This window comes from Paenibacillus pini JCM 16418 (assembly GCF_000576305.1).
GTDB classification, from domain to species: domain Bacteria; phylum Bacillota; class Bacilli; order Paenibacillales; family Paenibacillaceae; genus Paenibacillus_AQ; species Paenibacillus_AQ pini.
Map to the genome: position 1 here is coordinate 193782 of NZ_BAVZ01000006.1, position 12133 is coordinate 205914.

General features: G+C 43.7%; 9 protein-coding genes, 1 tRNA gene and 2 pseudogenes. 7 read left to right on the plus strand and 5 right to left on the minus strand.

Annotated elements, in window-relative coordinates:
- Positions 1-6: 6 nt before the first annotated feature.
- Positions 7-1365 carry a carbohydrate ABC transporter substrate-binding protein gene (locus JCM16418_RS11230; protein ID WP_036648776.1) on the minus strand — a complete coding sequence of 453 codons (1359 nt, stop codon included), beginning with the start codon at positions 1363-1365 and terminating at the stop codon, positions 7-9.
- Positions 1366-1600: 235 nt separating this feature from the next.
- Between JCM16418_RS11230 and JCM16418_RS11235 the strand changes: the two genes are divergently transcribed.
- Both JCM16418_RS11235 and JCM16418_RS11240 read left to right on the plus strand, forming a co-directional pair.
- On the plus strand, positions 1601-2554 hold the full coding sequence (locus tag JCM16418_RS11235; RefSeq protein WP_201769754.1) for an AraC family transcriptional regulator: 954 nt from the start codon (positions 1601-1603) through the stop codon (positions 2552-2554).
- 84 nt (positions 2555-2638) lie between these two features.
- Positions 2639-2718: transfer RNA gene (locus JCM16418_RS11240), tRNA-Leu, on the plus strand.
- A 157-nt stretch (positions 2719-2875) separates the two neighbouring features.
- On the opposite strand, the gene JCM16418_RS11245 is transcribed toward JCM16418_RS11240, so the two are convergent.
- The 4 genes and pseudogenes from JCM16418_RS11245 to JCM16418_RS11260 all read right to left on the minus strand — a co-directional run bounded on the left by JCM16418_RS11245 (position 2876) and on the right by JCM16418_RS11260 (position 6621).
- Positions 2876-3883, minus strand: coding sequence for a FecCD family ABC transporter permease (locus JCM16418_RS11245; RefSeq protein WP_036648779.1), 1008 nt, complete (start codon positions 3881-3883; stop codon positions 2876-2878).
- Positions 3880-4889: pseudogene (locus tag JCM16418_RS11250) on the minus strand (FecCD family ABC transporter permease). The gene JCM16418_RS11245 and the pseudogene JCM16418_RS11250 overlap by 4 nt, the downstream one beginning before the upstream one ends.
- Entirely contained in the window at positions 4890-5825 is a 936-nt protein-coding gene (locus JCM16418_RS11255) for an iron-hydroxamate ABC transporter substrate-binding protein (protein ID WP_036648782.1), read from the minus strand. It lies immediately after the preceding pseudogene.
- A pseudogene (locus JCM16418_RS11260) lies at positions 5819-6621 on the minus strand (ABC transporter ATP-binding protein). The gene JCM16418_RS11255 and the pseudogene JCM16418_RS11260 overlap by 7 nt, the downstream one beginning before the upstream one ends.
- 189 nt (positions 6622-6810) lie before the next feature.
- Here JCM16418_RS11260 and JCM16418_RS11265 point away from each other — a divergent pair.
- The 5 genes from JCM16418_RS11265 (at position 6811) to JCM16418_RS11285 (ending at position 12125) form a co-directional block, all read left to right on the plus strand.
- The gene (locus JCM16418_RS11265) at positions 6811-7860 is read left to right on the plus strand and encodes an NAD(P)/FAD-dependent oxidoreductase (RefSeq protein ID WP_036648784.1); all 1050 of its coding nucleotides are present in this window, start codon (positions 6811-6813) and stop codon (positions 7858-7860) included.
- Between the two features lie 176 nt (positions 7861-8036).
- Positions 8037-8591 carry a guanylate kinase gene (locus JCM16418_RS11270; protein ID WP_036648786.1) on the plus strand — a complete coding sequence of 185 codons (555 nt, stop codon included), beginning with the start codon at positions 8037-8039 and terminating at the stop codon, positions 8589-8591.
- 8 nt (positions 8592-8599) lie between these two features.
- The gene (locus JCM16418_RS11275; protein ID WP_036648790.1) at positions 8600-9466 is read left to right on the plus strand and encodes an alpha/beta fold hydrolase; all 867 of its coding nucleotides are present in this window, start codon (positions 8600-8602) and stop codon (positions 9464-9466) included.
- A 192-nt stretch (positions 9467-9658) separates the two neighbouring features.
- On the plus strand, positions 9659-10747 hold the full coding sequence (rlmN, locus tag JCM16418_RS11280) for a dual-specificity RNA methyltransferase RlmN (RefSeq protein ID WP_036648792.1): 1089 nt from the start codon (positions 9659-9661) through the stop codon (positions 10745-10747).
- Between the two features lie 454 nt (positions 10748-11201).
- Positions 11202-12125, plus strand: a complete 924-nt coding sequence (locus JCM16418_RS11285; protein WP_036648794.1) for a TauD/TfdA dioxygenase family protein — start codon at positions 11202-11204, stop codon at positions 12123-12125.
- Positions 12126-12133: the final 8 nt, after the last annotated feature.

Sequence of the window (12133 nt, forward strand, 5' to 3'; positions counted from 1 at the left end):
TCTGTCTTATTTTTTTAGAGCTCCGCGCAATGCGTCGCTTGCTTTCGTAATTGCATCAATCCATTGTTGTTCCGTCTTAGCTCCAGTTACTAGGGAGTCTACTGTACCAAATGTAGTATCGGAAATGTTCACACCTTCAACAGAATCCGTTGTTGCAAATGCGCCCATAGATGCTTTTGCACCGTTGTCATAGATACTGTAGAAGAGCTTGTTATCGCCATCCAACTTCTCAGACATGCCCTTAATAGGTTGAATTGCACCTACTTTTGCAAAAATGGCAGCAGCTTCATCAGAGTATAAGAAACTAATGAATTGCTTCGCTAGATCAGCATTTTGTGCTTTAGCAGGCACCCACATTTGCTCGAAGAACGTGTAGGAGTAACGATCGCCGCCTTCCTTCACAGCAGGAAGAGAGGTGAATCCCCATTTAAAACCATCTGCGCGAGGAGCTTTGGCCATTTCGCCAACGACCCAAGTTCCGTTTGGCATAAAGAGTGCTTTGTTATCCAGAATAAGCTGTTGATTCTTCTGGAAGTTATCTTTATTTGCATTCGCAGGAACCGTTTTCTCCGTGTAGCTAGCAAGTTTAGTAATCAGGTCAAATGCTTGAGTTGCTTCCGGAGTCTGCCATACGCCTTCAGAGTAATTCATCGCTTTCGTGAAGAATTCTGGTCCGCCTACTTCGTTCAATAATGCATAGAAGAATGCATCGAAGTAACCTGTAGTTGGGTAGGAGAATAGCGAGATGCCTTCAGCTTTAGCTTTGTCGCCAAGAGCCCACATTTCATCCCAAGTGGTCGGAACCTTCCATCCTTTTTGCTCGAATAGCCCGGCGTTATAGAAAAGTCCACATGGACTGTAGAACATCGGCATAAGGTAGGTCTTTCCATCGCTATATGGATTGGTAATTGTAGTGTCCGTGAATCCTGGAATAAGTTTGTCTTTTACGGTAACGCTTTCGCCAGGGATCTTCATGGAGAGTACATCGGTGAGATCCGTAAGGTTGTTATCCTTGATGAAGGTCTCCGTTAAGCCTTTCTTCTGCCCTACAGCCAGATGAATGACATCAGGGAAATCACCAGACTTCATAGTCGGACCAATGACATCTTCAATGTTCTTATCGATTGTCATTTCGACCTTCACATTAGGAGTTGCTTTTTCAAACGCAGCACCAATCTCTTTCCAGACATCTGCGCCGTAAGCGGTTTCAAGAGCTGCAAATTTTAAAGTGCGTGTTTCAGCTGTAGGGGTAGTCGTAGTTGTAGAAGATGAATCCGTAGATGCTGGCGTGCTAGAATTGCTTGAGCAGGCAGTTAGGCCTAGTGTCATGGTTGCTGCAAGTGCAAGATTAATAATTTTTCTCATCGTAAACCTCCCTAATTCATGCTTTACCTTTGATTTGTCTTTGGGTCACTTTCGTGGTAACCATCTATATGTATTGCTCTTTACACTCATTACATTATCTCAATAGCTCTTAAATGATCAACAGAGATGTTGCTATGGATTTTATGTATCTTGCTTTTTATTATATATTTTGATTCTGAGCTAATATGTTGCTATACTGCGGTTATATAATGGAAATTCGGCAGGACAACAGATCATGTTGGAGAATGGTATTTGTGCATTAAGTTTACTTATGTTCAGTTCAGATATTCCGGGAAGGGATGGAGCTACTGTGGGAAATGTTCGACACCAACTGCCGGGAAAAAGTCGAAGGGAAAGTCTTGCTCGGCTTCTCTATGTAAGTTCTTCTATTTATGAAGGTGATTGGTTTAGCATTCGGCATACGCATTATTTCTCCGAGCTGTTCTATGTTCGCAGCGGACGGGGCGAATTCATTGTGGAGGACAAAACCTTTCCAGTGGGGAAGGACGATCTTGTGATTGTGAATCCTAATGTGGAGCATACTGAGGTATCCGTCACTAGCGACCCTTTGGAGTATGTTGTGCTGGGTGTCGAGGGACTGAGCTTTGATTTTGGTGATGAAATGAACCAGCGAAATTATGGCGTTAGCAACTATCAAGATCATCGGGATGAGCTGTTATTCTACTTCAACGCTATGCTTCGTGAGACCGAAAGAAAAGAAGCGGATTACGAGGTGGTATGTCAGAATTTGCTTGAGGTGCTTTTGATTAGCCTGATGCGTAGTTCGGGTCGCCCTTTTTCGGTCGTTGCGACTCAAAAAGCGAATAAGGAATGCGTTCGCGTGAAGAGGTATATTGACTCCAATTTTGCGGATGAGATTTCATTGGATAAACTAGCGGATATGGCTCATATCAGCAAGTATTATTTAGCACATACTTTCGCAAAGAGTTATGGGATGTCACCGATCAGCTATTTAAATGAAATTCGGATTCGCGCTTGCAAAGAGCTGCTGGAGTCTACGGACCTTTCGATTTCTGAGATTGCGCAGACGGCGGGCTTTTCTTCTCAGAGCTATTTCTCCCAGAGCTTCCGTCGAAACAGTGGGTTAACTCCAAATGATTATAGACGTCAGATTAAGAATCGCACTGTCGATGATACGGAGCTTGCTACAAAGGATGCCGAGACATAATTAGGGAAATCCCTTAAAAATCAGTTGATTTTTGCTGAGAATGTAGTAAAATAGTAATTACGGACTTACATCCGTTCCTGATGCGCGCGTATGGCGGAATTGGCAGACGCACTAGACTTAGGATCTAGCGGGGAACCGTGGGGGTTCAAGTCCCTCTACGCGCATTACAATGAAAGAAGCCATCTCAATACGTTGAGATGGCTTCTTTTTGTACACAACAGCAGCAATATAAACGAAATAGGGTTGTACACTTGGAATATATCCAAATGCACGGGCCCTATTTTTTCATAAATCTCTATTTTCTCATTTAGTATATGATCTCTATTTTTTAAGTAACAAATACATAAAGTAAGGTGCACCAATGATCGCAACCATAATGCCTGCGGCGATACCATCGGGATCCACTAAATTGCGACCCACGGTATCGGCAAGTAAGAGCAGCCATCCACCAATGAGGATCGAGACCGGAATGAATAATTGATTCCTTGGCCCAACCAGAGCCTTAGCCATATGCGGAGCCATCAGTCCGACAAACGCGATTCCGCCTGTGACAGAGACCGCTGCCGCAGCAAGGGCCACAGCTGTTAGAAGCATAATGATCCGTTCTTTTTCCACAGATACGCCAACGCCGATGGCTACAGGTTCATTCAGTCCGAGTAGATTGAGACGGTTGGCTCTGTACAGCGTAAAAGGAATGAGCACAATAAGCCACGGTAGAATCGCCCAGATAAAAGGCCAGTCCGTTCCCCAAATATTCCCGGCTAACCATTTGGAAATGAAATCGACCTTCTCCCGTTCCGTGGAAGAGATAATGACAATCATGACTCCAGACAGGGCCATAGAGAACCCGACCCCGGTTAGTACTAAGCGCACAGGTTGAAGTCCGTTTGTTTTGCTGTATGAGAACAGATAAATCAGACCTGCTGTAATTAAAGCACCTATGAATGCAATGATCGGAAGCATATAAGCAAACGAACCTGCATCGATGGGGAAAAATAAGAAGAACACGGCAATAGCAACGCCGGCGCCTGAATTTATACCGATAATGCCTGGATCTGCTAGATCATTACGCGTGATTCCCTGTAAAATAGCTCCTGATAGAGCAAGCGCCATTCCAGCTAAGAGCGTAATAATCATTCGTGGCAGACGAACGGAGAATAGTACGAAATGCTCTTTGAAATCACCGTGTCCCAGCAAGGTAGGAAGCAGTCTGCTGTAAGATAAGGATGAATAACCAATGCCCATGCCGATAATGACGGTTACGATAATGAGTGCCAGCAAGACGACTAGAACAATCCGTTGTTTACGGATGATAGACGGATGAATCATGAGAAGGCTTTTCCTCCTTTACGAACAATAATCAGGAAGAAAGGTAATCCAACCATAGCCACAATCGCAGCCACAGGCGTTTCATATGGCGCATTGATGGTTCGTCCAAGCGTATCAGCTAGCATCATGAATGCACCGCCAACGATGGCCGACATCGGAATAATAAAGCGATAATCGGTACCTACGATGGCCCGAACAATATGTGGAATCATAAGGCCGATAAAGGCCATATTCCCAACTAGAGCAACTGAAGCTCCTGCCAGCAAAATAATCACGACAAACAGAATCGCCTTAACCCGGCCCGTTTTCTGTCCGAGTCCTACCGCTACCTCTTCACTTAAGCTTAGAATGGTCAATTGTTTAGATAGAATAAGAGAAATAATGGTCCCTATGATGATAAAAGGAATAATGATTTTGAGCTGGCTCCAGGATGTGCCAATAATCCCTCCTGAGGTCCACATGGACACATCTTTGGAGATTTTGAAGTAGAGGCAGTACCTTCAGCTATCGCATGTAGGAACGCCGATACTGCTGCACCAGCTAATACGATACGAAGCGGGGAGAAGCCCCCTCTACGCATCGAACCGAGCCCAAATACCATCGCTGCACCAACCGCTGCTCCAATGAAGCAGGCAATCATAATACCGAAGTATCCTGCTGAGGGAATAAAAGCAATCGCAATCGCCAGAGCCGCGTTGGCTCCAGCCGTTAGGCCAAGGAGTCCCGGATCAGCTAAAGGATTACGAGTCATGCCCTGCATAATCGCCCCGGAGACTGCTAATGAAGCTCCGACGAAGATAGCTGCGACTTCACGTGGGAAACGGATTTCACGAATAATAGACAGTATATCTCCGGTATCATGAGATGTGAGGGCGAGCCACACATCTTTAACGGTAGTATCGGCTGCACCGAAGATCATTGCGAGAATGAAGATACCTATAAATAAGACAATGCCAGTGACGAGTTTATAACCGAATGGAATAACACGTTTATCTTGGGCACTCATTTACTCACCGAGAAAGCTTTTAATAAAGAAGTCTAGTTGGTAATCTAACGTCATGGCATCGTTGAAATAGAATTCTTTGGAATTCGCTTCAAATACATGATTATTCTTCACGGCTGGGATGTTCTTATACGTTTGCGTTTGCTGGAATGAATTATCGGTATCAGAGCTCTTGCTGAAGACCAAATAATCGCCTGCATATTGCGGAAGAACTTCCAGTGATAGTGCATAGTATCCTTCCTTCGAAGTCATTTCTTTGACCTTCTTAGGCATAGCCAGCTTCATTTCTTGATAGAGAATTTCGGTACCACGGCCCCAGTTATCACCAAAGACATACATTTGTTTGTCGAAGTTTTCAATAACAGAAACCGTTGCGTTCTCACCAATTTTAGCTTTAATATCTTCGCCAGCCTTGTGTGCGCGTTTCTTAAAGTCATCAATCCACGCTTGTGCTGCTTTCTCTTTGTTCAATAGCTTGCCGATTTCCAAGTGCTGCGTTAAATAATCAACTTTTCCGTACGTATATGTAACCGTAGGAGCAATTTGTTTCAATTTGTCTACGTTCTTGCTATTGGATAGGCCAATAATAAGATCTGGTTTAAGTTCAATAATCTTCTCCAAGCTCTCGTCAGATACCTCTTGCACATCCTTCAATGCCGTAAAGCGAGGATTGCTCTTAGCCCAAGAGTCTACGCCGACTATGGGAACACCTAGCGATAGAACGTCACCTGCATAAGTACCAAGCACAACTACACGTTTAGGATCTGCTGGCACCACGACAGGGCCATTCTCAGATTGATAGGTAATGGTGGTAGGTTTGCTTTCTGTTGCCTTAGCAGGAGTAGTGGCTTCTTTATCTTTCTCAGCGGTGTTTCCGCTATTACAGCCACTGATGGTTAGTACGATAAGTAGCATAAGTGGAATCATTCGTTTTAACATTTAATTAGTTCGCCCCTTAATAGGTTGTATGTAACACACATCGGTTTATTGGTTCGTGGATCGAGGCCGATCTCAGCATCAATATTGAATACCTCTTTAAGTACATCATGTGTAATGACCTCTTCACAGCTACCGGCTTTAACCACTTCGCCATCTTTCATGGCAATAATGTAGTCGGCGAAACGTGCGGCTTGATTCAGATCATGCAGTACCATCACGATGGTGCGTTCTTGTTCTCGATTCAGCTTTTGCAAAAGTTCCAGTACCTCTAATTGATGCGCTAGATCCAAATAGGTCGTTGGCTCATCTAAGAAAATGATTTCGGTCTCTTGCGCGAGAGCCATTGCAATCCATACCCGTTGTCTCTGTCCACCCGATAGGCATCGACAGGCCGATATTTAAAATCTTTCGTTCCGGTTACTTCGAGAGCCCAGTCGATGACTTCGAAATCCTTTTTGGATAAGCGCCCAAATCCCTTTTGGTAGGGGAAACGGCCATAGGATACAAGTTCACCAACGGTTAAACCGCTTGCACTTTCAGGCGTCTGTGGAAGAATAGCCATTTTCCGAGCAAGAAGCTTCGTGCTTGCTTTCGATATATCTGAACCATCGAGAATGATGGAACCGGATTGATGCGAAATAATTCGAGTGGTTGCTTTGAGCAGAGTGGACTTCCCGCAACCATTGGCTCCGATGATGGTGGTGATTTGTTTGTCAGGAATCTCAGCGCTGAGATTTTTCACAATTAAGCGTTCACCATACCCAATGTTAAGATCATCTGTATATAAGCGAGCCATAGGTAACCTCCAATGTATATATTTTTCTTAATTAACTGATAATGATTATCAGTTTCAGTACTTTACAACTTTAAATCCAAGTAAAGAAGTTGTCAATCCCAATTTAAAGATTGTAAGATAAAGCAAAACGTCGTATATTTAATTGAGAATGATAATCAATCACAGTTGATTGCAGGGAGTGAATGTACAATGAATGAACTGGAATGTTATGACGTGACGGTAATTGGAGGAGGTCCGGCAGGACTGTACTCTGCTTTTTATAGTGGACTTCGTGAAATGAAGACGAAGATTATTGAGTATCAACCACAGCTCGGCGGCAAGATTCATGTATACCCGGAGAAGATGATTTGGGATGTAGGCGGACATACGCCACTTCCGGGAGAGCAACTTATTGAGAAGCTTGTGGAGCAAGGATTAACCTTTAATCCAGAAGTTGTCTTGAATGAGAAAGTTGAATCCATTACTCGGAATGCAGAAGGTATCTTTATATTAGAAGGATCTTCAGGTCAGAAGCATTACTCTAAAACAGTCATTGTAGCCGTAGGCGGGGGCATACTAAATCCTCAAAAGCTCAAGATCGAAGGCGCAGAACGCTATGAAGTATCTAATTTAAATTACACCGTGAAATCCCTGAAACGTTTCAAGGATAAGACGGTTATTATATCGGGCGGCGGCAACTCAGCGATTGATTGGGCCAATGAATTAGAGTCCATTGCTGGGACAGTGTATCTTACATATAGAAAAGACGACTTGGCTGGGCATGAAGCTCAGGCGACACAGCTGAAGAATAGCTCGGTGGTCTGTTATTTCAACACCTCAATTACCAAGCTGATTGCTTCTGCGAGCCATGATGCAATTGAGCATGTGGCCCTGACGAATCATGAAACTGGCGAGGTTACATATCTACCTATTGATGAGGTGATCATTAATCACGGATATGAACGCGACATGACATTACTTGCAAATAGTGAGCTGGATATCCAGGTTGCAGACGATTATTATATTGCGGGTAGCGCAGCTAGTGAATCGTCCATCGAGGGTCTGTATGCGGCAGGAGATATCCTAAATCACGAGGGCAAGGTACATCTCATCGCAGGTGCCTTCCAGGATGCAGCCAATGCCGTAAACAAAGCCAAGCTGTACATTCAGCCTGAAGCGAGTAAGGTCGCTATGGTGTCCTCGCATAATGAGTTATTCAAGAATCGTAATCGCGAGCTTGTGAAACAACTCATGCGATAAAGAATTTAGATACGCAATAAACCCTGTACGCCATGTACGGGGTTTATTTTTCGTTGGATGAATGAATGGTGACTGTGAAATAACTTCAAAAGATTATATAGTGAATGGAAATACGAATACGAATACGAATAAGAATAAGATTGTTTATGTTTTGAGCCTATGTTATGGAGGTTATTATGTCTTTATCACTTGTTGTACTACAAGGTCCTAGTGCCTCAGGAAAGAGCTGGGTGCAATCTGAGCTAGGCATACCCCGAATTATTACATGCACTTCACGCACGCCTCGTACGGGCGAGATGGATGGAGTAGATTATTATTTTAAGACAAGAGCTGAACTCCAGCAGATGTATGAACAAGGCGACATGATTGAAATGACGGAATATCACGGAAATCTATATGGAACTTCCACACAGATTATCCAAGATGTCATTGATAAATCAGAAATACGGTCGATTATTATGGATGATGCGGGCGCCAGAAAAATCAAGCATCTATTCCGCGATCGGGTGCTATGGATTGGTGTTAAGGCCAGCAGGAAGGATTGTGAGGACCGTTTATTAGCTCGCGCACAACGTGCTGAGGAAGTAGAAGAGCGCCTGAGCTCATTTGAAGTGGAAATCGAGGCATTATCCGACTGCGACATCATTATGAATAATACAGATGAGAACCGTGGAAATATGGACACCATTGTGGAATTCCTCCGAGAGGGGCTCACGAATAGGAAAGGGTAGGTCACAACATGAAATCTCTTTTTAAAAATGAAGCTGCAAAAGATGAATATGACAGACAGTATGACCAGACGCTAGTGCTTTTTGGTATGGCTGGAGAGTCAAGGCGAATTCATACATCCTTTGGAGAGACCCACGTGTTAATCTATGGGGACCGAGATAAACCACCCCTAGTACTATTACATGGGATGACGATGAGCTCGACGATGTGGTATCCGAATATGAAGGCATTGTGCGGGCAGCGCTGTGTGTATGCTATTGATTCGGTCGGTGACTTTGGCAAAAGCAAATCGGAGCATCACATCAAGACGAGGGAAGAAGCTAACAAATGGTTATATGAAGTGCTGTATGCTTTAGAGATTGAAAAGACCGATATGGCGGGACACTCCATGGGCGGGTTCATGGCCATGAATTTTGCACTCGCTTATCCAGAAAGGATATCTAAGCTACTGCTCTACGCCCCAGCAGGAGCATTTACGCGAGTGAGTCTACGTTTCATCATGAAAATATACCCTGCACTTCTATTTCATACCGATCAATCCATTGACAAAGCATTTCTGTGGTTTTCGGGAAATAATCAGCCGCTGCATCCTGTGTTTCGAAACCAAATACTGGCCGGTTATAAGACAGCTAAACCACTTCAACGTCTGATGCCTTCTGTTATTTCTGAGGATGAATTTGCGAACTTTCATGTGCCAACTCTTTTACTTGTTGGTGGTCGGGAGGTCATTTATTCTCCGAATAAAGCTATTCTCGCTGCTAAGAGTAGAATAAGCCATCTGAAGAGTTACCTGATTCCAGAAGCAAGTCATGCGCTAACGATAGAGCAGGCGGATCGTGTGAACGAACTTTCACTACAATTTCTAGGTGAGACATAGTAAAATCATAAGCATGAAAGTACGAAACGCCGGTGATGGCGTTTTTATTTTGCAGAAAATGTCGGAAGACAAATAACGGAAGCAGATGCCCCCTTGTTTTAATAAAAAAACTTTGGGACAATAATAGTTGGAGCTTTGGCTTAGTAAGTAGACTTGAACTGTATTTTATAGTTTTGAAAAGAGGATAAATGAATGAATAAACAATCTATATATGGACTAACGTTTGAACAATTGACGGCTTGGCTGCTCCCTTATGGGCACAAGAAATTCCGCGCATCACAGGTTTGGGATTGGCTGTATACGAAGCGGGTGAAGTCGTTCTCTGAGATGAATGATGTTAATCCAGAATGTGTACAGCTATTAGCCGATCACTTTATCATGCATACTTTACAGGAGCATGTGAAGCAGGAATCTGCTGATGGAACGATTAAATATCTGTTTAAGCTGAAGGATGACAGTTTAATTGAGACTGTACTGATGAGACAGAAATATGGCTTGTCCGTATGTGTAACGACACAAGTTGGCTGTAATATTGGTTGCAGCTTCTGCGCAAGTGGGCTAATTGCCAAGAGCCGCGATCTATCGGCTGGCGAAATTGTGGAGCAAATTATGGAGGTTCAGCATGACTTAGATCTAGCTGGCAAGGGCGAGCATGTCAGTCACGTCGTGGTTATGGGAATTGGTGAGCCTTTCGATAACTTCACTAACATGGTCGATTTCTTAGAAGTGATTAAGGATCGCAAAGGACTTGCGATTGCGGGAAGACATATTACCGTGTCCACGAGTGGGCTAGCGCCTAAAATTATAGAGTTTGCAGATCGCGAGTTAAAGGTAAACTTGGCGATTTCATTGCATGCTCCTAATAATGAGCTTCGAACCCAAATTATGAAAATAAATCGTGCGTACCCGTTAGAGAAGTTGATGCCTGCGATTGATTATTATTTAGAGAAATCGAATCGCCGGATTACGATTGAATATATTCTCCTGAGAGATGTCAATGACCGTATTGAACATGCACTTGAACTTGCAGAGCTGATGCAGAGTCGCCGTAACCTCGTGAACGTGAACCTGATTCCGTATAACCCGGTGGATGAGCATAGCCAGTATCAGAGAAGCGCAAATGAATCGGTACGAGCGTTCTATGATATTTTGAAGAAGCAGGGTATAAGTGTTAGTAAGCGTCTTGAGCATGGAACGGATATTGACGCAGCTTGTGGACAATTGCGAAGCAAACAGATTAAAAAGTCTGCCGAGGATGAGCTTAGTCCAGCAGTAAACTAAATGGAGTATCTAGCCCCCTAGAATGTTATGTTTTAGGGGTTTTTGTTGTCTCGTTAGGCTCATTACGACGATCCTTATCATTCAGACGATTTAGCACCAATTTAACCGCGATGGTGTCATCTAAATAACTAGTGGGAATACATAGTCGGTTATTATTTGACGTGAATTGTACATGAGTATGCCTGTAATTAAATTACAAAAAATGGTTGACAACTCAATATGACTGTTGGTATTATTTGGCACAAGATGATGATAAAGACCTTCCAAAGTGTTTTCATATTCGAATCGACTGGATATCCGGAGATTCAATGTACAGCTACCTTGCTGAACGTTGGATCTTTTTTTGTACCTATTTTATGAGAAAAAGGGGGTTGGCTTGCGTTAAATCCGATTATACAGGTCTGTTAAGTTAGTTATTATAACGAATTATTCATGAAAAGGGAGATGAATCATGATGTCACAAGTAGCCACTTATTTATCACGTAGTTATATTCCCAAGAGAGAGCATAAAGTAGGAGCGCATCTACTTCAAAGATTGCCGGAGGGCGTTCAGGATCGCCCTTACACCTTGTTTAGATTAAAGCCATTAAGTCCGATTATTGGAGCGGAAATTGATGGAGTCGATTTAGGTAAGCCGATTCCTCCAGAGCTGAAAGAGGAGCTACACCGAGCATTTCTCGAATGGAAGGTCATCTTCTTCCGGAATCAGAATATCAGTAGTGCGGAACAGCTTGCGTTTGCCCGCCTATGGGGTGGCATTGAGAGACATCCATTCCTGCCGCAAGGAAGTGTGGAGGAAGTGACGCGTTTTGAGAAAAATGAGAAGGCCATTGGCATGGAGAATACGTGGCATACCGATGTGACATGGCGGTTGAAGCCTGCTCTGGGTTCCGTACTTCGATTATCTGAGGTTCCACCGCAAGGGGGAGATACCCTGTGGGCGGATATGGCAGCGGCATATGATAATTTGCCAGAAGAGGTGAAGGTGCAAATTGATGGCCTGACGGCAATACATGATTTCACGGGTAGTTTCGGACGGGGACTAACTCCGGAGCAGTTAGTAGCGAAGCAAGAAGAGTACCCTGCTGCGGAGCATCCCGTTGTACGTATACATCCAGAGACAGGCCGAAAAACACTCTTTGTTAACGCTGCTTTTACTGTACGCATTATTGGCCTTGAGGCGGAGGAAAGTGAGAAGCTGCTGCAATATTTGTTCAAGCAGGCACATGTACCCGAATACCAAGTGAGATTTCACTGGGAAAAGAATTCAGTCGCGTTTTGGGATAATAGAGCAACTCAGCATTATGCAGTATCTGATTATTATCCTAATCGCCGCATCGCGGAACGAATTTCAATTGAGGGAGATTTGCCAGAGTAACCCAAATC

Bases quoted from the DNA above. Each gene is read 5' to 3' on its own strand.
- rlmN (WP_036648792.1), top strand. From the start codon at position 9,659: ATGAATAAACAATCTATATATGGACTAACGTTTGAACAATTGACGGCT.
- JCM16418_RS11245 (WP_036648779.1), bottom strand. From the start codon at position 3,883: ATGATTCATCCGTCTATCATCCGTAAACAACGGATTGTTCTAGTCGTC.
- JCM16418_RS11265 (WP_036648784.1), top strand. From the start codon at position 6,811: ATGAATGAACTGGAATGTTATGACGTGACGGTAATTGGAGGAGGTCCG.
- JCM16418_RS11235 (WP_201769754.1), top strand. From the start codon at position 1,601: ATGTTGGAGAATGGTATTTGTGCATTAAGTTTACTTATGTTCAGTTCA.
- JCM16418_RS11255 (WP_036648782.1), bottom strand. From the start codon at position 5,825: ATGTTAAAACGAATGATTCCACTTATGCTACTTATCGTACTAACCATC.
- JCM16418_RS11275 (WP_036648790.1), top strand. From the start codon at position 8,600: ATGAAATCTCTTTTTAAAAATGAAGCTGCAAAAGATGAATATGACAGA.
- JCM16418_RS11285 (WP_036648794.1), top strand. From the start codon at position 11,202: ATGTCACAAGTAGCCACTTATTTATCACGTAGTTATATTCCCAAGAGA.
- JCM16418_RS11230 (WP_036648776.1), bottom strand. From the start codon at position 1,365: ATGAGAAAAATTATTAATCTTGCACTTGCAGCAACCATGACACTAGGC.
- JCM16418_RS11270 (WP_036648786.1), top strand. From the start codon at position 8,037: ATGTCTTTATCACTTGTTGTACTACAAGGTCCTAGTGCCTCAGGAAAG.